Origin of the sequence: Herbaspirillum rubrisubalbicans, assembly GCF_003719195.1 — a bacterium.
GTDB lineage: Bacteria > Pseudomonadota > Gammaproteobacteria > Burkholderiales > Burkholderiaceae_D > Herbaspirillum > Herbaspirillum rubrisubalbicans.
Window position 1 is genome coordinate 1,692,247 of record NZ_CP024996.1, and the last position, 22,228, is coordinate 1,714,474.

General features: G+C 63.1%; 15 protein-coding genes and 2 tRNA genes. 8 read left to right on the top strand and 9 right to left on the bottom strand.

What is annotated here, in order from left to right; all coding sequences use genetic code 11:
- Positions 1 to 5 precede the first annotated feature (5 nt).
- Genes RC54_RS07500 through RC54_RS07515 form a run of 4 tightly spaced genes read left to right on the top strand, consistent with a single transcriptional unit; the run spans position 6 to position 4,832 of the window.
- Entirely contained in the window at positions 6 to 1,592 is a 1,587-nt protein-coding gene (locus tag RC54_RS07500; protein WP_061789095.1) for an ABC transporter substrate-binding protein, read from the top strand.
- Positions 1,583 to 2,557, top strand: coding sequence for an ABC transporter permease (locus tag RC54_RS07505; protein WP_058894808.1), 975 nt, complete (start codon positions 1,583 to 1,585; stop codon positions 2,555 to 2,557). Before RC54_RS07500 ends, RC54_RS07505 begins: the two co-directional genes overlap by 10 nt.
- Positions 2,554 to 3,384, top strand: a complete 831-nt coding sequence (locus RC54_RS07510; RefSeq protein WP_061789096.1) for an ABC transporter permease — start codon at positions 2,554 to 2,556, stop codon at positions 3,382 to 3,384. The genes RC54_RS07505 and RC54_RS07510 overlap by 4 nt, the downstream gene beginning before the upstream one ends.
- The gene (locus tag RC54_RS07515; protein WP_082803073.1) at positions 3,381 to 4,832 is read left to right on the top strand and encodes an ABC transporter ATP-binding protein; all 1,452 of its coding nucleotides are present in this window, start codon (positions 3,381 to 3,383) and stop codon (positions 4,830 to 4,832) included. Before RC54_RS07510 ends, RC54_RS07515 begins: the two co-directional genes overlap by 4 nt.
- Before the next feature lie 27 nt (positions 4,833 to 4,859).
- Here RC54_RS07515 and RC54_RS07520 read toward each other — a convergent pair whose 3' ends face one another.
- The 4 genes from RC54_RS07520 to RC54_RS07535 form a co-directional block, all read right to left on the bottom strand.
- A complete protein-coding gene (locus RC54_RS07520; protein WP_061789097.1) occupies positions 4,860 to 5,204 on the bottom strand; it encodes a hypothetical protein in 345 nt (114 codons plus the stop codon).
- A gap of 3 nt (positions 5,205 to 5,207) precedes the next feature.
- On the bottom strand, positions 5,208 to 6,767 hold the full coding sequence (locus RC54_RS07525; RefSeq protein ID WP_061789098.1) for a GGDEF domain-containing protein: 1,560 nt from the start codon (positions 6,765 to 6,767) through the stop codon (positions 5,208 to 5,210).
- Between the two features lie 196 nt (positions 6,768 to 6,963).
- Positions 6,964 to 10,986: a translocation/assembly module TamB domain-containing protein gene (locus tag RC54_RS07530; protein ID WP_061789099.1), complete on the bottom strand. Its 4,023-nt coding sequence runs from the start codon at positions 10,984 to 10,986 to the stop codon at positions 6,964 to 6,966.
- A gap of 54 nt (positions 10,987 to 11,040) precedes the next feature.
- Entirely contained in the window at positions 11,041 to 12,816 is a 1,776-nt protein-coding gene (locus tag RC54_RS07535) for an autotransporter assembly complex protein TamA (protein ID WP_061789100.1), read from the bottom strand.
- Positions 12,817 to 13,144: 328 nt separating this feature from the next.
- Here RC54_RS07535 and RC54_RS07540 point away from each other — a divergent pair, with 328 nt between their 5' ends.
- Positions 13,145 to 13,954 (top strand): ferredoxin--NADP reductase, encoded by an 810-nt coding sequence (locus RC54_RS07540; protein ID WP_082803074.1) that lies wholly within the window; start codon positions 13,145 to 13,147, stop codon positions 13,952 to 13,954.
- Between the two features lie 357 nt (positions 13,955 to 14,311).
- Positions 14,312 to 14,977 (top strand): response regulator, encoded by a 666-nt coding sequence (locus tag RC54_RS07545; protein ID WP_017454389.1) that lies wholly within the window; start codon positions 14,312 to 14,314, stop codon positions 14,975 to 14,977.
- Positions 14,978 to 15,231: 254 nt separating this feature from the next.
- On the opposite strand, the gene RC54_RS07550 is transcribed toward RC54_RS07545, so the two are convergent.
- The 4 genes from RC54_RS07550 to RC54_RS07565 form a co-directional block, all read right to left on the bottom strand.
- Positions 15,232 to 15,307: transfer RNA gene (locus RC54_RS07550), tRNA-His, on the bottom strand.
- A gap of 137 nt (positions 15,308 to 15,444) precedes the next feature.
- Positions 15,445 to 16,338: a glutamate racemase gene (murI, locus tag RC54_RS07555; protein WP_061789101.1), complete on the bottom strand. Its 894-nt coding sequence runs from the start codon at positions 16,336 to 16,338 to the stop codon at positions 15,445 to 15,447.
- A gap of 43 nt (positions 16,339 to 16,381) precedes the next feature.
- The gene (locus RC54_RS07560; protein ID WP_058894816.1) at positions 16,382 to 17,923 is read right to left on the bottom strand and encodes a fumarate hydratase; all 1,542 of its coding nucleotides are present in this window, start codon (positions 17,921 to 17,923) and stop codon (positions 16,382 to 16,384) included.
- 32 nt (positions 17,924 to 17,955) lie between these two features.
- The gene (locus RC54_RS07565; RefSeq protein ID WP_017454392.1) at positions 17,956 to 18,576 is read right to left on the bottom strand and encodes a YqhA family protein; all 621 of its coding nucleotides are present in this window, start codon (positions 18,574 to 18,576) and stop codon (positions 17,956 to 17,958) included.
- A gap of 426 nt (positions 18,577 to 19,002) precedes the next feature.
- Between RC54_RS07565 and acs the strand changes: the two genes are divergently transcribed.
- Positions 19,003 to 20,985: an acetate--CoA ligase gene (gene acs / locus RC54_RS07570; RefSeq protein ID WP_061789102.1), complete on the top strand. Its 1,983-nt coding sequence runs from the start codon at positions 19,003 to 19,005 to the stop codon at positions 20,983 to 20,985.
- Between the two features lie 180 nt (positions 20,986 to 21,165).
- A tRNA-Ser gene (locus RC54_RS07575) sits at positions 21,166 to 21,256 on the top strand.
- Between the two features lie 90 nt (positions 21,257 to 21,346).
- On the opposite strand, the gene RC54_RS07580 is transcribed toward RC54_RS07575, so the two are convergent.
- Positions 21,347 to 22,135 carry a hypothetical protein gene (locus RC54_RS07580; protein ID WP_231739033.1) on the bottom strand — a complete coding sequence of 263 codons (789 nt, stop codon included), beginning with the start codon at positions 22,133 to 22,135 and terminating at the stop codon, positions 21,347 to 21,349.
- Positions 22,136 to 22,228: the final 93 nt, after the last annotated feature.

Genomic DNA, 22,228 nt, shown 5'->3' on the forward strand with positions numbered 1-22,228 from the left:
TGCGCATGTCTGCCGATCTCTGCTGTACACCGCGTCGGCGCGCCTTGCTGGCGCTGCTGGCTGCTGGCGCCGCGCCGCTGGTCTGGGCGCATGGCGATGAAGCCAGCCATGCCCACCCCATCAGCCAGGCCGGTCGCGACATGCTGACCGTGGTCGGCCCCTGGGAATTGACCGGGCTCGATCCGGCGCGCTCCGGCTATATGTTCGCCCGCATGGAGGTGCTGCAGACCCTGCTGGAGGTGGACGATGCCGGCCAGTTGCGCCCGGCGCTGGCGCGCACCTGGGAGGTCAGCGCCGATGGCTTGCAATGGCGCTTTGCCTTGCAGGCTGGGCGTCGCTACCACGATGGCAGTGTCGTGACGCCGGCCAGCATACTGGCTTGTTTGCAGCGCGCTGCCGTGCGGCCAGGTGTACTGCAACTGGCGAGTATCACGGCCATGAGTTTGCAGGAAAGTGTACTGGTAGTGAGCCTGAGCAAGCCCTTCGGCCCCTTACCCTATCTGCTGACCCATTATTCGACCCAGATCCTGGCGCCATCTTCCTTCGATGCGCACGGCAACGTGGTGGCCATCGTCGGTAGCGGGCCGTTCCGCATCCAGTCCATCAGCCTGCCGCAGCAGTTCGATGTGGAGCGGGTGGCGCCGGGGCCGGACAAGGCGATCCAGCGGGCGCGCTATATCAGCGTCTCGCGCGCAGAGACGCGCACGCTGCTGGTCCAGAGCGGCCAGGCTGAACTGGCTTTTTCGCTGGACCCGCCCAGCATCCGCGCCTTGCAGGAGAGTCCGCGTGCGCGCCTGCTCTCAGCCATGCTGCCGCGCACGACCATTCTCAAGCTCAATGCCGGCCATCCCTTCCTGGCCGATGTGCGGGTGCGCCGCGCCATCTCCCTGTGCATGGAGCGCGAGGGCATCGCACGCGCGCTGTTGCGCGATCCCGACCTGGGCGCAACCCAGCTCTTTCCGCCGTCGCTCACACGCTGGCACGATCCCCAGCTAGCGCCCCTGCATACCGACCTCAAGCAGGCGCGCCGTCTGCTGGAAGAGGCCGGTTGGCGCCTGGGCGCCGATGGCGTGCGCTGGCGCGATGGGCGCAAGCTGGAACTGAGCCTGACCACCTTCGTCGATCGGCCCGAATTGCCTTTGATTGCCACTGCCTTGCAGGAAGAAATGCGCCAGATCGGCATTGCCGTGCGGGTGGTGATCGGCAACTCCAGCGACATCCCGGCCGGCCATCGCAGCGGCGCATTGCAGATGGCGCTGGCGGCGCGCAATTACGGCAACCTACCCGAGCCGGTGGCCAGCCTCTTGCAGGACTTCGGGCCGCAAGGCGGCGACTGGGGCGCCATGGGCTGGGACAATACCGAGGTGCCGGCGCTGCTGGCGCGGCTGGCGCAGTTGCCGGCCATGCCCGCCGGGGGGGCCGACAGCGGGCGCGCCGAGCGCGCCCGTATCGTGGCGCTGCTGCAGGAACAGTTGCCGGTGATCCCGGTGGTCTGGTATCGCCAGACCTGTGCCGTCAGCCGTCGCTTGCAGGGCGCCAGCCTCGATCCTTTTGAACGTAGTTATCGTCTCTCTTACCTGCAATGGATCTGACTCGCTTATTGCCCCGCAGCGCCGCCCGGCAACTGGCCGGCGCACTCGGCCAGCGCTTGCTGCAAGCCAGCCTGGTGGCGCTGCTGGTGGGCACGCTGTGCTTTTTCATGACGCGCCTGCTGCCCGGCGACATGGCCTACCGCATTGCCGCCGGGCGCTACGGCTATGACATGGTCACCACCGAAGCGGCCCTGGCGGTGCGCGCTGAACTGGGCCTGGACCAGCCCTGGTTCATGGCGCTGGGCCAATGGTGGAGCCGGCTCTTGCATCTGGACCTGGGGACTTCGCAAGTGACCGCCTTGCCGGTGCTAGTGGAGATCGCTCATCAACTGGGGCCGACCCTGAGACTGTCGCTGCTGGCGCTGGCCTTGTCGCTGCTGTTCGGGCCGACCCTGGGCATCCTGGCCGGCCTGAACCCCGGTGGCTGGCTGGACCGGTCCACGCTGGCGCTATCGGTGCTGTTGCGGGCCTTGCCATCCTTCCTGCTGGGGCTGATCCTGGTGTTGCTGTTTTCGGTACAACTGGGGGCCTTGCCGGCGGCCGGTCACGTGGACCATGGCGGCATCCTGTTGCCGGCGTTGACGCTGGCGCTGGGCCTGGCTGCAGTGTCCTGCCGGGTGGCGCGCGATGCCATGGTGCAGGTGCGCGCTTCCGAATATTTCGCCTTCGCCCTGACCAAGGGCTTGAGCCCCGCGCAAGCCCTGGCGCGCCACGGCGTGCGCAATGTCGCTGCGCCCGTGGTCGCTTATCTCGGCGTGCAACTGGTGATGCTGGTCGAAGGCGTGGTGCTGGTGGAAACCATCTTCGCCTGGCCCGGCATCGGCCACGCCCTGGTACACGCCATCTTCGGGCGCGACGTGCCGATGATCCAGGGCACGGCCCTGGTGCTGGGGCTGATGTTCGTTCTCTTCAATGCGCTGGTCGATACCACCTGCGCCTTCCTTGATCCACGCGGCCGACCATGAGCTTTGCCACTTCCGATTTCCTGGTCGAGACCCGACCGCGCCGTGTCACGCCGGGCCAGTGGGTGGGCCTGTTGCTGCTGTTGATGATCGTCCTGTTTGCCTGGCTGGGGCCGCTGCTCATCGAGGTCGATCCGGCCGGTCAGCAACTCTCACGCTTTCTGGAAACGCCCAGCCTGGCGCATCCGCTGGGGTACGACCAGTTGGGGCGCAGCATGTTGGCGCGGCTGGCGCATGGCACGCGACTATCCTTGTCGCTGGCACTGGTGAGCGTGTTGTCGGCGGCCATTCCCGGCATCGTGATCGGTTTGCTGGCAGCCTGGTGCGGTGGCTGGGTCGAGCGCGTGCTGGCGGCGCTGGCCGATGCCGTGCTGGCCTTGCCGGGCCTGCTGCTGGTGCTGTTGCTGGCAGCCTTTGCGCCGGGCGGCTTCTGGCCGCTGTACGTGGGCATCTCGTTGGCCTTGTGGGTGGAATATTTCCGCGTGGTGCGCGCGGCCAGCCGCATCCTGCTGGCCAGTGCGCCGGTGGAAGCCTCACGCTTGCTGGGCTTCGGCCCGGGCTACATCGTGCGGCGTCACCTGATGCCGGCGCTGCTGCCGCGCCTGTTCACCCTGATGCGTTTCGGTCTGGCCGGTGCGGTGCTGGCGATGTCGGCGCTGGGCTTTGTCGGGGTCGGCCTGCAACCGCCCACGCCGGAGCTGGGGGTGATGATGATCGAACTCTTGCCCTATTACCGCGAGGCTCCGTGGTTGGTGGGCTCGCCGGTGCTGGTGCTGTTCCTGACCTTGCTGGCCTTGTTGCTGCTGTCGCCGCAGAAGGAAAATGCATGAACGCGCGCGCAGCTATCCCTGCCCTGCAGGTCGAGCACTTGACCGTGTTCCATGGCCAACAGGCCCTGGTCCAGGATATTGACTTCGCCATTCCCGCCGGTGGCGTATTGACCTTGCTGGGCGAGAGCGGCTCGGGCAAGTCGCTGCTGGCCCAGGCCATCATGGGAAACCTGCCGGCCAGCCTGCGTTGCAGCGGCAGCATCGTCATCGACGGTGAACGCAGCGATGCCGCCGATGCCGCCAGTCGTCAGTGTGGCTGGGGCCGGCGTATCGCGCTATTGCCGCAGGAACCCTGGCTGGCGCTGGACCCGACCATGACGGTGGCGCGCCAGATTGCCGAGACTTTCGAACTGGTCAGCCGGCCTGCACCCGATAGCCAGAACGACAGCTTGCGCGCCGCGCGTAGCCAGGCCACTACGCTGGCCCGACAGGCGCTGGCCAGCCTGGGGCTGCAGCAAGCGGGGGACAAGTATCCCTTCATGATCTCGGGTGGCATGGCCCAGCGCGTGGCTTTCCTCGCCACCCACGCCGCCGGTGCGCCCTTGCTCATCATCGATGAACCGACCAAGGGCCTGGATGCGGATCGCCGCGGCGAGGTGCTGGCGCTGCTACAGGCGGCGCGCCAACAGGGCATGAGTCTGCTGTGCATCACCCACGATGTGTGGCTGGCGCGGGCATTGGGTGGGCAACTGGCGGTGATGCTGGAGGGGCGGATGGTGGAACAGGGGCCGGCGCAGGAACTGCTGGCCGCACCCCGGCATGACTATACCCGCCGCCTGCTGGCGGCCGATCCGGCGTGCTGGCCGGTGTCGGCCCACGCGGGGCTGCGTAGTGGGGGTGAGGTGATTGTTGAGGTTGAGCAGGTGGCCAAGGCTTTCGGTCAGCAGCAACTGTTCAGCGGTATCAGCACGCGCATCCATGCCGGTGAAATCGTCGCCATCAGCGGCCCCAGCGGCGCTGGCAAGACTAGCTTGGGCAACATCGTGCTGGGATTGTTGCAGCCGGATGGCGGGCAGGTCAGGCGAGCTGCGGGATTGCCGCGCACTGCCTTCCAGAAGATCTACCAGGATCCAGCGGCGGCCTTTGCGCCCAGTGTGCGCCTGCGTCAGTCGCTCACTGATCTGGTCCGTTTGCATCAACTGGACTGGTACTGTCTGGAAAGCTTACTGGAACGTATGCGGGTCGCTCCCGCTCTGTTGGATCGCCTGCCGCGTCAAGTGTCCGGTGGCGAGCTGCAGCGCATTGCGCTGGCGCGCGTGCTGCTCATGCGCCCGGCCCTGATCTTTGCCGATGAACCGACCTCGCGCCTGGACCCGCTGACCCAGCAGGACGTCATCGCGCTGCTGGTGGAGCAGGCCCGGGCGGTGGGCAGTGCGGTGCTGCTGGTGACGCATGATGCGCATATCGTGCAGTGCGTGGCGGATCGGCAGTTGCCGTTGGGGAACTAGCCGCACGGCGTGGGAGGGGATCCGGGATCAGTCGGCTTTATCCAATGGGGCATGTGCGAGCTCGGTACTGAGCAGCACGCAGGTCCATTTGCCCTGGGCCGAAGTCGCTCCATCGGGCAAGACCATGTAGGACATGCTCTGCAAGCCGCAATACTGTTCCAGGTATTGGCGGGCGTGGGCCATGCGCGCGCGCAGTTGGGCGATGCTGTTTTCTCCGCCGTGCTGTACCGGCAGGAATTCGTAGATCACTTCGGGATGCAGGAATTCGGTCAGGTGTGCAATCACCTGTTCGGTGTCGGGGGAGTCCGCCGTGAACTCATGGTGGGCCGCAGTATCTTCTTCGCGTAGCTGGTAGCGAATCAGGCAGCGCATGGCTCACCTCAGGCCAGAGTAATCGGAGATGACCGCCAGCCGCGGATAGTCGTGCTGAATGGCACGGTCGCGCCCTTGTTCCTTGGCCCGGTAGAGGGCGGCGTCGGCGATGTCGATCAGTTCGCGTGCCTCCACGTGCGCGCCCTTGCCGCTGGCCAGGCTGGCTGCTCCCACGCTGATGGTGACATGGCCCATCGGACTGCCTTCATGCGGGATGTCCAGCGTGCGCACGGCCTGCACCAGGCGACTGGCGATGGCCGCGGCGCTGGCGGCGTTGCAGTTTGGCAGGATCAGGGCGAACTCCTCGCCGCCATAGCGCGCCACGATGTCGCCTTGGCGCCGGGCCACGCTGCCCAGCGCAGTGGCCACCTTTTTGAGGCAGACATCGCCGGCCGCATGACCGTAGGTGTCGTTGTAGCGCTTGAAGTGGTCCACGTCCACCATGATCAGCGAAAGCGATTCGCCGGAGCGGTTCAGGCGTGCTAGTTCGGCTGTCAGCGCCAGGTCGAAGTAGCGGCGATTGAAAACATCGGTCAGACCATCCTTCTGCGATTGCGCCTCCAGCGTGCGGTACAGCCGTTCCAGCTCGGTACGCGCGGCGATCGCTTCGAGCTCGGCGGTTTCACGCCTGGCCACCTGGGCCACCAGGCGGTTGCCGCCATACCCGATGATGATCAACAGCAGCAGTACCACGATGCTGCGGATCCAGAGACGGCGCGTCCAGTCTTCCAGGATATCGTCCTTGGCCAGCGCCACCGCCACGAAGGTCGGATATAGCTTGCAGCGCTGGAAGCTGGTCACGCGCACGATATCGTCGCGCGGCGAGCGCATTTCGAAGGAACCGTGCTCGGACTTGCCCAGGTATTGCGTCATCAGCGTCGATTTGGAAATGTCCAATCCGATGGAATAGCTCAACAACGGTTGCCGGAAGATCACGGTTCCTTCATTGAGCCCGAACAGGATGGCGCCGTTGCGACCGATGGCGAACTGTTCGTAGTAACGCTGGAAGTGCGACAGGTCGATATCGGCCACCACCACGCCGGCAAAGCTGCCATCGATGTGATTGATGCGCCGGCTCATGGTGGCCACCCATTGGCCGCTGACGCGGCTGCGCATGGGTTTGCCGATGTAGGCGCGGTTGGTGCGCACGCGCTGGTGATGCAGGAAATAGTCGTCCTGGATGTAGCGATGTTCCAGGTTGGACTGGGAACTGCTGATGGCCAGCCCGGTTTCATCGTAGACCGTCAGCATGGCCAACTGCGGCAGGGCCGCCACCGAACTCACCATGAAGTCGTGCGTGCGCTGGCGACCAGCCGCGCCGGCATCATCGTACTGCAGGTGCTCCTGCACGCCCTGCAGCACCACGTCGATTTCCTTGAAGCTCTGGTCGGCTTGCTGCACCAGGGCCAGCGCCATGTTGGAGGCCTCACGCGCAGATTCGTCGATCACCACTTCATAGGCGCGCCAGGCCGACCATGCTTCCAGCAACGCGATGATGAGACAGACCACGATCACGAACAGCCTGGCTGTCCTGGATGCGCGCTGGATCTGATGTTCTGGCATGTTGCTTTCCCCCGAAACGGCTTTTCCCCGCTGCCATTGTTGTGGAGCGTGTTGAGCGCGTCCATCGGGGATTACCTGAACTTGCAGGAAGATTAACAGATTCTGTTGGTTCGGGGACGGGCTTTACCTGCCGAATTGCCTCGACAGCCGCCTGCGCTCTGGTCGCAGGCGGCTCGCCTTGCTCATGGGCATTTTTTCAGTCGTAACGCTGGCTGAACAGGATATTCAAGCCATTGACGGTACCGGCGCGCGCCACCACCGACCAGCGCCGCGAGATCTGCCAGGTGGCCTTGGCGATGCTGGCCGCACCTTGCAGGCTCTGTTCGTAGCCCAGCGTGATCTTCTGGGTGATGGCCTTGCCCAGGTTGACCACCTGGTCGTCGGTCAGGCCCGAATCGCTGGAACCGATGCTGAACTGGTCCAGGCCGATATCCTTGGTAATGCGCTTGCCGGCCATGTTGCCCACCAGCGCCAGTGCCTGGCTGCTGGCGGTACGCTGGCCGATGTTGGAGCTGTCGCTGCCGTGGCCGAACATCATCCAGGAGAGTTTTTCATCGTCCGGTACATTGGGCTCCGAGACCAGTTGCACGCGAGGCTGGTTGACATTGCCGGTGACCGAGACCCCGGCGTCCACGTCCTGGTTGCGGCGCATGGCCAGGATGTTGAGGTTGGGGTTGGACAGCGGGCCGGTGAAGTTGATGATGCCGCGCTCGATGTTGAGCTTGGTACCAAAAGCTTCATAACTTCCCTCGGCGACGTTGATGGTGCCGGTGGCGCGCAGCGGCGAGAGCGGTTCGCTACGAACGTTCATATCGCCGCGCAAAAGCAGGTCGGCGCCGCTGCCACGGAAGCGGAAGTCATTGCCCAGGTCGATGGCCAGGTTGATGATCGGGGCGAACTTGCTGGCCGGCTTTTCAGTGGCCGCTTCCAGTTTCTGTTGCGAGGAGGCCGCTGCCCCGACGCGGTTCTTGCCGCTGCGGCTGATGATGACCACGTCGTCACCCAGCTTGGGGGCGCTGCTCTTGGGCAGGTCGAACAGGGCGCGATCCACGGTGAACTTGCCATCGACTCGCAACTGTTCGTTGACGTTGCTGATCTTGCCTTCGCCGGAGAGCATCAGGCGCCGGTCCGGGCTGGCAAACAGTTCCAGGTGGTCGGCGGTGAGGCTGGCGTTGAGGTCGGGATTGTCCGCGCCCAGTTGGATCTTGCCGCCAGCGCGCAGGGTACCGCTGCCGCCGTGGAATTCGATCTGGCGCAGATCGATGACATTGCTGTCCATGACGATGCGCACGATGCCATCCTTCAACTGGATGCCCTGGTCGAACTCGGTCACGGCCAGGTTGTCGCCGTTGATGGCGCCGGACAGCTTGGGTTGCTCCAGCGTACCTGCCGCATTGAGGTTGGCCGCCAGCTTGCCGTCGAGGTTCACCTGCGGGCCGATCAGGTCGCCCATGCGCTTGACCTGAGGGATGTCGAGCTTGGCGCTCAGGTTCAGCGGCGAGGCCGCATCCAGGGCCAGCACCTGGTCGACACGCTGCAGGCCGATCTCGCCATCCAGCTCCAGCGTGCCGACGCGCGCGGCGTTGACGCGGCCCGATACGCGCATCTGCTCGCCCTGGAACTGGCTGCGCAGTTGCAGTTCAGATAGGCCCAGGGTGGCCTCGCCGGTGCTGGTGGTTACCCGCACGTCACCGGATTTGCGGGCGATCTGCAGGTAGCCACTGGCGGTCTCGGCCAGGGTGAAGTCCCAGTCGCTGTCGAGCACCAGATCGGTCTTGACCGGCGGCGGGGTGCCGGTCAGTTGCTGGACCAGTTCCAGGATCCGTCCAACGTCCAGCGCCTTGACCTGGCCGGCCGAGGCCAGCCGGCCCTGGTGATAGGAAAGACGCTTCAACTCCAATGCGGTACGGTCGATCTCGATGCGGGTGCTGCCGGCCTCGATGCCATCGGCCGAGGCCTCCAGCGCCAGCGGGCTGGCCATGGCGATGCGCGGCAAGCCCTGGTTGCTGAACTGGTCCAGGCTGCCAGCCCAGCCGTAGTGGCCGCGGGTCTTTTCGGTGAGCTGGCCGTGGGCGGCCAGGTTCAGGTCCAGGCTCTGGTCCAGCAGCTTGCCCTTGGCTTGCAGGGATAGGGCGTGCTTGGCGTAGGTGCCGTCCAGCTTGATGGCCAAGTGGGCCAGTTCGGCTTGCGGGCCGCTGTAGCCGTCGCCTTCCACGTTCAACGCCAGGCGGTTGTCGGGCGAGGCCACGCCGGCGGCCAGGTTGCTGTGCAGTTCACTTTGTCCGGCCAGATGGTGAAGTTTATGCGCGCCAAAGCTCAATTGCTCGGCCTGGAAGCTGGCTAGCAGGTTGGGCCGCTGGCGCGTGCCGGCAAGGATGCCGTCCACCCGCAGCAGGCCGGACAAGCCATAGCCCAGCTTGGCCAGTTGCGGCGCATCGATCTTGAGCTTGAGCTTGTCGCTGGGGGCGCCGAAGCTGCCGTCCAGGTCCAGGGTATTGCCGGCGATCTGCAGGTGGGCGCGGCTGGGCAAGAGCCGCATGGCAACCAGGTTGAGGTCGCCGCGGCCGCTCATGGGCAGCTCGCCGTAGCTGCTGTCGTGGATGGCGAAGCCGAGCTTGAGCCTGAGTTCGGGGGAGAGCGCGCCGGCGGCGTCGAAGTCCATGTTGATGCGCGCCGCAATCGGTTTGGAGACGGGCGCGCTGCTCTTGCGTCCCTTTCTGGCGGGCGCCGCAGGCGGGGCCACGGCTTGCAGCACGGCGCTGGGATCGAAGTCCAGCAGCCGGCCCTTGAGCTCGTAATCCATGGCACCTGTGGTCTGTAGCGTACCGGTAGTTTCCAGGCGCGACTTGCCGGCCGTGAGCGAGGCTTGCCGCACTTGCACGCGGTCATGGCCGATCATGCTGTCCACATGCAGTTTCAGGGCGCTGTCTTGCAGGGTCAGCAGGATCTGCTGGGCCTCAGGGGCCAGGTTCAGGTCTACCGGACCCGACAGCCGGGTGGGGCGTACCTGGCGATGGAGTTGGCTCAAGTCCAGGTCGCTCACGCGCAGCTTGAATTGGCCCGACAACGGTTCCTGCTTGCCGGGCTCGTTGCTGCCGGGGCGGAACTGCCCGCTGCCTTCGATGCGCGCATCGCGCAGCAGGCGGATGTCCAGGCGCGACAGGGTCTGCTGCTGCAGGTCCAGCTTCAGGTCGGCGCTGGCCGAGAGCAAGGGTAGCCGTTGTTCATCAAGGCGACCGGGATGGGCATTGTCGATGTCGATGCGGCCGCTTACCTGCAATGGCGCATCGGCCGTCAAGCCGGCAGGCGGGGCCAGGTCGGCGCGCAGGTGCAGATCGGCAGCCGGCGCGGCGGCATTGAAGGCTTGCGGATTGATATGCTGCAGGTCGATCTTGGCGCGCTTCAATGGCACGCTGGCCAAGGGCGTGGCGAGGATATCGGCGCTGCCCTTGAGCCTGTCGCCGCCGGCGGTAAGGGCGATGCCCAGTTCTTGCAGCGAGCCCGACAATTGCGCGGCCAACTGGTATTGCTCCTTGAGCTGGCCATGCTGATAGGCTCCGGTCAGTTCCAGTCCGCCACCGATGGCAAAGGGGCGCTTGCCATTGAGGTGCAACAGCGCCGTGGCATCGCCATAGGGCGTGGTGAGGCTGTCCAGGACCAGGGTGTGCTGCACGCCATCGGAGTTGCCATGCAGTTTGAGACGCGACAGTTCGGTACTGGAGGTGCCTTGCGTGAGGTTCAGGCGCTCCAGGCTGATTTCCCCGATCTCCAGTGCCAGCGGAATTTCCAGCGAGGCGGGCAGGGTGCTGGGCTCGGAGGGTGAGGGTTGCTGGTTCAACTGCACCTGGCCCACACGCAGGTAGTCCAGGCGCAAGCTGCGGCGCAGCAGGGCCAGGTGCCAACGGGCGTCAATGCGATCGATATCGAGGATGCGCTTGTCATCCTGGTAGTGCAGCGCGCGCAGGCGCAAGCCATCGGCCACGGTACCTCCCAACAACTGGCCGGAGAGCTTGCCACCGAGGGCCTTGACGGCGCCATTCCACAGCAAGCGGGCGCCGCTTTCGGTATGAGTGGCATACAGGGCGACACCGGCTGCGGCCAGTACCAGCACGGCCAGCGTGCCGCCGCTCCAGGCGGCAAGGCGGCGTCCATGGCGAGCAGGGCGCTGGGGCGGCTGGGCCGGTGGGGAGGCTTGCAGTTCTTGTTGCGGGTCGCTCATGCGTGCTTGGGCTTCGAAATCAGGTAATCGGTAGGTGCGATCCGGGCGCTGGCGCTAGAAGGCGATGCCCAGCGAGACGTGTGGCCGGATCTGGTGTTTCTGGATGCCATAGGCCAGGTCCAGGTTGAGCGTGCCCACCGGACTGCGCCAGCGCGCCCCGGTGCCCACGCCGTGATAGAAGGTCTTGTTGCTCCAGTTGTCGGCGGCAGCTCCGACGTCATAGAACACCGCCGCGCCCCAGCTCTGGGTGAACCAGCGTTGATACTCGGTACTGCCCACGGCCAGGTACTTGGTCGGATAGACCGTGCCGTTCTGTTCATTGCCGATGCTCTGGTAGCTATAGCCGCGTACCGAGTCATTGCCACCGGTGCGAAACAGCAGCGAAGGCGGCACTGCGCCGGCACTGCCTTTGGTGAAGACGCCGCCCAGTTCGGCTCGCAAGACCACGATATCGCGTCGGCCGACCGGCACGAATTGCTTGAAGCGGCCATACAGTCGGGAAAAGCTCTGGTCGGTCAGCAAGCCCTTGAGCGCAAAGCCGGCTTCCAGCGTCAACAGGTTGCCCTGGCGCGGGAAGATGGGATTGTCCACACGGCGGCGCGACCAGGCGAAGCCAGGTACCAGGGCGCGGTGCTTGCCGGGCGTCACTACGGTGTTGGCTGGCAATGCGGCGCCGTTTTCCTGGCTCAGTTCATCGCGGTAATAGGTCAGCGAATAGGTGGTGTCGTAGTTCTCGCCAGTGCGTGCGCGCTTGAACCCCACCTGCTGGCTGCGCAAGTCCACGCCTTCGAGCTGGGTGCGGTCGTAGGAGGTGTTGAGGCTGTTGACGAAGGCCTTTTCATCGGGCGGCATGGCCAGCGACAGGGTGCCGTACTGACGCTTTTGCTCCAGCCGCACCTGGCTGTCGAAGACGTAGGCACGGTTGAACATGTTGTAGTTCGAATAGCGGCCCTCGACCTGGGCCCCGGTATCGGTGCTGTAGCCCACCCCGGCGCGGATGCGGTGGGTCGGGAATTCGGTGACCTGCACCTTCACCGGGGTCTGGTCGGGGTGCTCGGGATCGTCGTCGATGGCGACGATGGCATTGGAAAAATAGGGCGTATTCTGGATTTGCCGTTGCAGGGCCAGCAGCCGGTTCACGTCATAGGGCTCACCGATGATAAGCGGATTGACGTTGCGGATGATCGCTTCCGGGTAGCGCCGGGTACCGGTGATCTGCAACGCGCCCAGGGTGAAGGCCGGGCCGCTGTCATAGCGCACCGCCAGCTCGGCCTGCTGCTCCTGCGGGTCGATGCGGGCCTCGGAGGCGGCGATGCGGGCGGCGGCGTACTTCTTTTGCTGCAGTTGTTCCAGGCCGGTGTTCTTGGCCTTGTCCCAGTCTTCCTGGCGGAACGGCTGGCCCACCGGCAGCGACCAGTCCTGGCGGATGCGCGCGACCGTGGCCTGGTCTTGGCGCGCAGCCACGCCGGTGACGCTGATGTCGGTCGCATTGATCTCGGTGCGCGGCCCCGGATCGACGGTGAGGGTGATGCGACGTACCGCCTGCTGGCCGTTGGCAGCAGGTTCGGTCTGGGCGCTGACCTTGGTGGTGGGGGTGAAATAACCTTCGGTGGAACTGAGTTCGCGCACCTGCTCACCGACGGTATCCATCATGAATTTGAGTTGTTCGTCGCTGATGTCGTCGCGGTCCTGGTAGCGCGAGATATCCAGAAAATCCTTCAGCAGCGATTGCACCGGCGCGGGTGCCTCGATCTGCACCTGGTAGGCGGCATAAGCGGTGTCGGCGGCACACCAGAGAAAGGCGATGGCCAGGCTGCGGGTCCAAGTCATTGATTCACTGCATCGTATCTGTTATCGGTTGAGGCGGCCGGCCTGACGCGCCGTGGGGCAAGTCGGGTAGGATGAGGGCTGGCAACGCGCCATCCAGGCCTGACCCGCGCGTTGCGCGGTTAGTTCCTGGCCGGTGCAGGCGGCCGACAATTCATCTCCGGGACATCCCGGATGCCCCCTAGGGCGTTTGTGATGGGCCAGCCGCTTGCGGGACGCAGGCTTTTCGTGTGCTGCGTCCAGTTTAATCCCGCTATTGTAATGCCCCTGCCGGGCCGCCGTTATCGTTGATGGTGGCGTTGGGGGGGGCGGCAAATCGAAGGAGAGTCATGTGGCTAGTACCAGTATTGTGAGTATTGATGCGTATTCGGAAAAAGCCAGTTGCGAGCGACTGCTGTGGGTTCATCGCTGGACCGACAAGCTGCTCAGTTTTCGCACCACGCGCCCGGCCGGCTATCGTTTCACGGCCGGGCAGTTCGCCCGCCTGGGCTTGGAGATCGAGGGCGAGGTGGTCTCGCGTGCCTATTCCATCACTTCCGCGGAAGGGGCCGATTACCTGGAGTACTACGCCATCATCGTGCCGGAAGGAAAGTTCACTTCGCGCCTGAACCAGCTTGAGCCGGGCGATCCGATCTGGGTGGAAAAGCTCAGTTATGGCTTCCTGACCGCTGATCGCTTCACCGATGGCAAGCAGTTGTGGATGCTGGCCACCGGTACCGGGCTGGGGCCATACGTCTCCATCCTGCAGCAGCCCGAGGTGTGGCGCCGTTTCGACGACCTGGTGGTGGTGCATGGCGTGCGCCAGCGCGAGGAACTGGCCTATGCCGACACGTTTGCCCAATTGCGCCAGCAGGCCGGGCAGCAGGGGCTGCCGGCGCGACTGCATCTGCTGCGTTGCGTCACGAGGGAGACCGATCTGCCACAAGCGCCGGGCTGGCTGACCGGACGCATCACCAACCTGCTCAAGGAAGGGGCGCTGGAACGGGCCTGCGGCGTGGCGCTGAACCTGGAACAAAGCCGCGTCATGGCCTGTGGTAACCCGGATATGGTCACCGAGCTGCGCGAACTGTTGCGCGAACGCGGTATGACACCCTTGCGCCGTACCGGGGGCGGGCAGTTCGTGACAGAGGATTATTGGTAAGTAGTGTAACGAGGGGGGGCATTTCCAGGGGACTTCATCACTTGCCGAGCTGGGATGCAGATTATTTTCGATATCCTCACTAAAAGCCGCGGCCCGAATTTTTTCTATTGACACGTCGAATAAATTCGATTTTTCATGGAAATAACGCCATTTCCTTTCTGTTTTCGCCAGATTTTCTCTATCTCCTATTCATGGAAGTTTTGTGATGCCGTAACGGCATCGTCGGACGCGGGGAGCCAACATCGATAAAGGTAAATCGAGGGCAGCTAGCCGAGGCAATACATGGGAGGGCGAGCCGGGACAATGATGTCGTGGCATCGCCACCTGTCAGTCAATTGAACCATTTGTGGGGGTAGCATGAATTTGAAGAAAGTCCTGCACGTAGCCATTGCCGATGATCACCCCATCGTGCTGGGTGCGCTCAGGGGGGAGCTGGCGCGCCTGCCGGAAATCCGTATCGACCTGGAGGTCGAAAATGGCGAGGCCCTGATCAGTGCGCTCAAGCGTTCTCCTTGCGAGATTGTCATCACCGACTTTGCCATGCCGGCCGACGATAGCGATGAATCGGACGGCTTTGCGCTGGTCAAGCGCCTCAAGACCGAGCATCCCTCCACCAAGGTGATCGTCTACACCGCCATGAACAATGGCGCGGTGATCCGGCGCCTGTATCGTATGGGCGTCTTTGCGGTGATCAACAAGCGCGAGAAGACCGATGAACTGATCAACGCCTGCTTGGCTACGCAGAGCAGCAAGCAGTTGTATTTCCCGGTGTCGTTGCGGGGTGAACTGGAGATGAGCTGGGCCCAGGGTGAAGGTTTCGGTCTGGTGCGCGAGCTGACCCAGAGCGAACTGGAGGTGGTGCGGCTGTTCGTGGAAGGGCAGTCGTTGGGCGAGATCTGCGAACGGCTCTCGCGCACCCCCAGTACCATCAGTACTCACAAGAACAATGCCATGCGCAAGCTGGGTTTGAGTACCGATGCTGATCTGATCAAGTATGCGTATTCGACCGGGATGATCAACTAAGCACGCGGTACGCTTGCGTCCCGGTCATGTAGGCAGCCTCGCTATCGGGTGGGGTTGCCGTTTTGCGTAGGGATGAGCATAAATGGTCCAGCGATGAATTTGCATAGGCATACTGCTTGAGCCAACGCTCATTCATCGTTCGGGGGTAGCGCTTCATCCAGATTGACGTCAAATCTCATCGGACAAGGCAAGACGGTTGGGTAGGACAAAGCAAAAAGCCCGGTCACCAGGACCGGGCTTTTTGCTTGAATCTTTGGGGTGGCTGATGGGACTCGAACCCACGACGACAGGAATCACAATCCTGGACTCTACCAACTGAGCTACAGCCACCGTCGACTGTCAGACAGACTTGCGTCCGTCATCAAGTAAGCAAAAGATTATACAAACACTTGGAGGGAATGGCAACAGTATTTCAATGCAAAATGGCAATTTCCATGAAATTTCCTCTTGCGCCTTACCTGGGCCCTTCATGCCCCTGCTTGCGGCTGCAAGGCCTGTACCGGGGGATCGAGCTTGAGCAAACCTCGGAAAGCCTGTTCCAGCGTAGACCGGCTGCTGGTCGTGAAGCCCGCCAGCGAGCCGGTGGCGGCCTGGGTCAGCAGGGCATCGGTTTCAAGCAGGCGCTGCAATTGCCGCGTCACGGCTTGTCCAGTATCGATGATGTCTGGCACTGCCCCCACCAGGCGCTGGCAAACGCTTTCGATAGCTGGGCGCACGAACGGATAGTGGGTGCAGCCCAGTACCAGCGTATCGGCCCCTTGTTCCAGCAGCGGCGTCAGGTAGCGCTCCAACAATTGCACCGTGGCCGGCGAATACAGTTCGCCTTTCTCGATCAAGTCCACCAGTCCCACGCAGGCTTGCGGTAGATAACGGACCCGGTATTGCGCCTCCATTTGCGCCTGCAGCAAGGCAAAGCGCTTGCTGGCCAGCGTGCTGCGGGTGGCCAGCACGCCTACGGTAGCGCTGCGGGTTTGCTGGGCAGCGGGTTTGAGGCCCGGCTCGATACCCACCACCGGCAGTTGCGGCCAGTGCACCCGGATGGCCTGGATGGCTGCGGCGGTGGCGGTATTGCAGGCCACCACCAGGGCCTTGATCCGCTGGTCGATCAGGAAGGAGGCGATGGTCAGCGAGCGCTCCACGATCTGTTCATCGGTCTTCTCGCCATAGGGCGCATAGCCGGCGTCGGCGAAGTAGAGCAGTTGTTCGCGGGGCAGGGCGGCATGGATGTGTTGCAGCACCGACAGGCCACCAACGCCGGAATCGAAAATGCCGACCGCGGCATCGGCTGCGGTCGGCATCGGGGTGGTGCGCTCCAGGTTCACGGCAGAAGGTGTGAGGGCTTGCTTGACGGCTTCTTTCATGGTGCTGCGCGCGCTCCTGCGGTGAAGGTGCTTGGGTCGTGAATCAAGCCGTGGTGACCGGGATCTTGGACAGGGAGACGCTCTGGGCGATCTTTTCCTTCCATTCGGCGGGGCCGGTGTTGTGCACCGAAATACCGTTGGCGTCCACTGCCACCGTCACGGGCATGTCCTTGACCTCGAACTCGTAGATCGCTTCCATGCCCAGATCGGCAAAGCCCAGCACCTTGGCCGACTTGATCGCCTTGGACACCAGATAGGCCGAACCACCCACGGCCATCAGATAGGCCGACTTGTGCTTCTTGATCGCCTCGATGGCAGCCGGGCCGCGTTCGGACTTGCCGATCATGGAGATCAGGCCGGTCTGTTCCAGCATCATGTCGGTGAACTTGTCCATGCGGGTGGCGGTGGTCGGGCCAGCCGGGCCCACCACTTCGTCGCGCACCGGATCGACCGGGCCGACGTAGTAGATCACGCGGTTGGTGAAGTCCACCGGCAGCTTTTCGCCCTTGGCCAGCATGTCCTGGATGCGCTTGTGGGCGGCATCGCGGCCGGTCAGCATCTTGCCGTTCAAGAGCAAGGTCTGGCCCGGCTTCCAGGAAGCGACTTCTTCCTTGGTCAGGGTATCCAGGTCGACGCGCTTGGATTTCTCGGTGTCGGCCACCCACTGCACTTGCGGCCAGTCCGACAGCGACGGCGGTTCCATGTAGGCCGGGCCCGAGCCATCCAGCACGAAGTGGCCGTGGCGGGTCGCAGCACAGTTGGGGATCATCGCCACCGGCTTGGAAGCCGCGTGGGTCGGATGCATCATGATCTTCACATCCAGCACGGTGGTCAGGCCGCCCAGGCCCTGGGCACCGATGCCCAGTGCATTGACCTTCTCATAGAGCTCGATGCGCAGTTCCTCGGTCTTGTTCTGCGGGCCGCGCTTCAAGAGCTCGTACATGTCGATGTCTTCCATCAGCACTTCCTTGGCCATCAGCATGGCTTTTTCGGCAGTGCCGCCGATACCGATGCCCAGCATCCCCGGCGGGCACCAGCCGGCACCCATGGTGGGCACGGTCTTCAAGACCCAGTCCACCAGGTTGTCGGAGGGGTTCAACATGACGAACTTGGTCTTGTTTTCCGAGCCACCGCCCTTGGCGGCGATCTGCACGTCCACCGTGTTGCCCGGAACCAGTTCCATGTGGATCACGGCCGGGGTGTTGTCCTTGGTGTTCTTGCGCTCGAATTGCGGGTCGGCCACGATGGAGGCGCGCAGCACGTTGTCCGGGTGCGAGTAGCCGCGACGCACGCCTTCGTTGACGGCGTCGGCGATCGAACCCGAGAAGCCCTCGAAGCGCACGCCCATGCCGATCTTCAGGAACACGTTGACGATGCCGGTGTCCTGGCAGATCGGACGCTTGCCCTCGGCGCACATGCGCGAGTTGGTCAGGATCTGGGCGATGGCGTCCTTGGCCGCCGGGCTCTGCTCGGTTTCATAGGCGCGCGCCAGATGGGCGATATAGTCGGCCGGATGGTAGTAGCTGATGTACTGCAACGCGGCGGCGACGGATTCGATGAGATCGTCTTGCTTGATGATGGTCATGGCTGGTTCTCTCAGGTGTGGATGGGGCAAACTCAGTGCGGCTTGTCGGATGGGGCGGATGGCTCGGAAGGATGGACCATCAAGCGGTCACAGTAGGCGATGGCCATGGCCGACAAGAGGAAAGCGATGTGGATGCCGGTCTGCGCAATGAGGGTCTTGGCATCGTACAGGTTGGCATTGATGAAGGTCTTCAACAGGTGGATCGAGGAAATGCCGATGATGGCCGTGGCCAGCTTGACCTTCAGTACCGAAGCATTCACATGCGACAACCACTCGGGCTGGTCAGGGTGGCCTTCCAGGTTCATGCGTGAGACGAAAGTTTCATATCCTCCCACGATCACCATGATCAGCAGGTTGGAAATCATCACCACGTCGATCAGCGCCAGTACCACCAGCATGATGGTTTGTTCATTGAGCTTTTCCGGGCGGATGGCGCCGGGAATGGCCACCGCATCGAGGATATGGTCCAGTGAACTGGCGCTGCCCATGGCCGCACCGATCAGGTCCACCAGCTCGACCCAGAAGTGATAGACGTAGACGCATTGCGCCAGGATCAGCCCCAGGTACAGCGGTAGCTGCAGCCAGCGGCTCATGAAAATCAGGTTGGGCAGGATGCCGATCTTGCGGGGAGGCTGGGGCGACAGGTTTTTCATGGGTCTGTACAGTACGCTTGATTCTGGCGGATGGTGGCGATATCCGATGATGGTGCCAGGCTTGTCACCGCAAGCTCGGCTTCGGATTTGGGGCCGTATTCTACACGCCCTTGAGCCGATTCCGTGGACGACCCTTCAGGCTGTCGCAGATCAAATATGATGCGGCAGGTGCCTGCGGGAAACACCGTCCTGTGCCAGAATGTCAAAATGTTGTCCTGGACATAAGGCTGGAAAAGCTGGGAAGGGTGAACATAAGAGGCAAGAGTGAAACAGCGATATGAAGGTTGCCATCGAAGATCGCCTTCGATGGCGACCGGGGCGGCCCAGTGCCTGCCTTGCTTGCGCGCATGGCTGCAGTGTAAGGACTGAGTAAGTGAAGCGGCCTATGTTTTGCGGAAAGCAAAAACAAACCTTGTGGAGACTACCGTGGCAGACATCGAAACTTTCAAGCAAGAGAATCGCGTATTCGCACCGCCGGCCGAACTGGCCAAGCACGCCGCCATTTCAGGCATGGACGCCTACCATGCGCTGAACGCCGAATTCGCCAACGACTACGAAGGCACCTGGGCCAGACTGGCCAAGGACAACCTGAAGTGGCACAAGCCCTTCACCCAGACCTTGGATGAATCCAACGCACCGTTCTACAAATGGTTCGCCGATGGCCAGGTCAACGTGTCCTACAACTGCCTGGACGTCAACCTGGAGAACGGCAACGCCGACAAGACCGCCATCATCTTCGAGTCCGACGACGGCCAGGTCACCCGCGTCTCCTATCGTGAGCTGCACCAGAAGGTCTGCCAGTTCGCCAATGGCTTGAAGTCGCTGGGCATCAAGAAGGGCGACCGCGTAGTCATCTACATGCCCATGTCGGTCGAAGGCGTGGCCGCCATGCAGGCCTGCGCGCGCATCGGCGCCACCCACTCGGTGGTCTTCGGCGGCTTCTCAGCCAAGTCCTTGCATGAACGCGTGATCGACGCCGGCGCGGTGGCCGTGGTGACCGCCGACTACCAGGTACGCGGCGGCAAGCAGCTTCCGCTCAAGTCCATCGTCGACGAAGCCCTGGCCATGGGCGGTTGCGACACCCTGAAGCAGGTGATCGTCTACAAGCGTACCGGCGCCGAGCTCAACTGGGTCCAGGGCCGTGATCTGTGGCTCTCCGACGTGATGGCCAACCAGGCCGCTACCTGCGAGCCGGAATGGGTCGATGCAGAGCATCCCCTGTTCATCCTCTACACCTCCGGTTCCACCGGCAAGCCCAAGGGCGTGCAGCACGCCTCGGCCGGCTACCTGCTGTGGGCCGTGCTGACCATGAAGTGGACCTTCGACATCAAGCCCGACGATGTCTACTGGTGTACCGCCGACATCGGTTGGATCACCGGCCACACCTATATCGCCTATGGCCCGCTGGCCGTGGGCGCGACGCAGATCGTCTTCGAAGGCGTGCCGACCTATCCCAACGCCGGCCGCTTCTGGGACATGGTAGCGCGTCACAAGGCCACCATCTTCTACACCGCGCCCACCGCCATCCGCTCGCTGATCAAGGCGGCCGATGCCGATGAGAAGGTCCATCCCAAGCAATACGACCTGTCCACGCTGCGCATCCTGGGTTCGGTGGGCGAGCCCATCAACCCGGAAGCCTGGATGTGGTACTACAAGAACGTGGGTCGCGAGAACTGCCCCATCGTCGATACCTTCTGGCAGACCGAGACCGGTGGCCACATGATTTCGCCGCTGCCGGGCGCCACGCCGCAAGTGCCGGGTTCCTGCACCTTGCCGCTGCCGGGCATCACGGCGGCCATCGTCGATGAGACCGGGCATGACCTGCCCAATGGCAATGGCGGCATCCTGGTGGTCAAGCGCCCGTGGCCGTCGATGATCCGCACCATCTGGAATGACCCGGAACGTTTCAAGAAGAGCTATTTCCCCGAGGAGCTGGGTGGCAACATCTACCTGGCTGGCGACGGCGCGGTGCGCAACAAGGAAACGGGTTACTTCACCATCACTGGTCGTATCGATGATGTGCTGAACGTCTCCGGCCACCGCATGGGCACCATGGAAATCGAATCGGCGCTGGTGGCCAACAGCATCGTGGCCGAAGCAGCGGTGGTGGGCAAACCGGATGAGACCACCGGCGAATCGATCTGCGCGTTCGTGGTCCTGAAGCGCCCGCGCCCCACTGGCGAGGAAGCCAAGCAGATCGCCAAGGAGTTGCGCGACTGGGTAGCCAAGGAAATCGGCCCGATTGCCAAGCCCAAGGAAATCCGCTTCGGCGACAACTTGCCCAAGACCCGCTCCGGCAAGATCATGCGCCGCCTGCTGCGCGTGCTGGCCAAGGGCGAAGCCATCACCCAGGATGTCTCCACGTTGGAAAACCCGGCCATCCTGGACCAGTTGAAGGAAGCCCAGTAAGACAATGGCACGCCCGCTTCAAGCGGGTGGCCAGCGAGCCGGCAGGGCAGGGCGCTGTGGTACGGGCGCCGGCCCTGCCGGCTTTTTTATGGTCTTTTTGGAAAAATATTGAGAAAAGACTTGGCTTCGCTGCAAAGCTTGCTATAATGCATGGCTTCGCTGAACGCGAACCCGAATCCAGGAGAGGTGGATGAGTGGTTTAAGTCGCACGCCTGGAAAGCGTGTATAGGTTCATAGCCTATCGGGGGTTCGAATCCCCCCCTCTCCGCCAGAACAGAACGCCTAACCTATTGATTTTCAATGGTTAGGCGTTTTTTTATGTCTCAAAAGCGACGTTGATCCGTCCCCTGGCACTGGTAGATCAGAACCGCACTTTCAGATAGGCCGACGGCCCAGTCAGCTTGACATCGAACGCGGCCTGCGAATTGCCACCGTCACGCTCGATATGAATACGGGTGATGCCATAGTCGGCACCGATGCCGAGGTTTTTCAGCGGATACCATTCCACGCCTAGTGCCGCACCGTAGATGTGGCCAGTCACCGTCCCCCAGTTCTTCTTGACGCCCGAAGCCTCGGCATACAGGCGCAGATCCTTGCTGAAGGCGTGCTTCCAGCCGAGCTCCACCAGCGGTGCAAAGGTTTTCTCGGTGCTGCTCTCGTTGAGTGCGCCGGTGCTGCCGTTGAACACGCCATTGGCGCGGAGGTCATAGTGGGCGCGGTAATAACCGGCACCCAGGCCGATGCCGAACACGTCATTACCTTTGCCCAGCCACCACTTGTAGGCTAGCGAGGCAAAGTCCACTTCGATGTTGGCGTTGGCCGTGCCGGCCAGGATCGCTGGCGTGCCACCGACATTGAAGGAGCGCGTGGTGCTGTAGTCGTAGTCATTACGGTAGCGGAAGTAATCGAAGGACAGCCCGTGGCTGTCGCCCAGCAGGAGTTCGGCGCGCACGCGTGGCAGGGTGGTGCGGTTGCGGTCGATGTCGCCGCTTTGAGCCGAGCCATAACGCGTATTGCCCTGGATGTTGAAGGTCGGATTGACGTAATAACCGCCTGCGGACAGGCTGAAGCGATCCAGTGCTGGGGAAGGATCTGCATGAGCTCCTTGAGTGAACAGACCCAGGGCCAGGGCACCGGAAAAAGAGCTCATCAAGCGTAGCGTCCTGGCGTGCAAGCCGAGATGTGATGGCAAGTCGATCTTCATATTGGCATCTATCCTAAGAAGAGGATGACCGTCGGATCG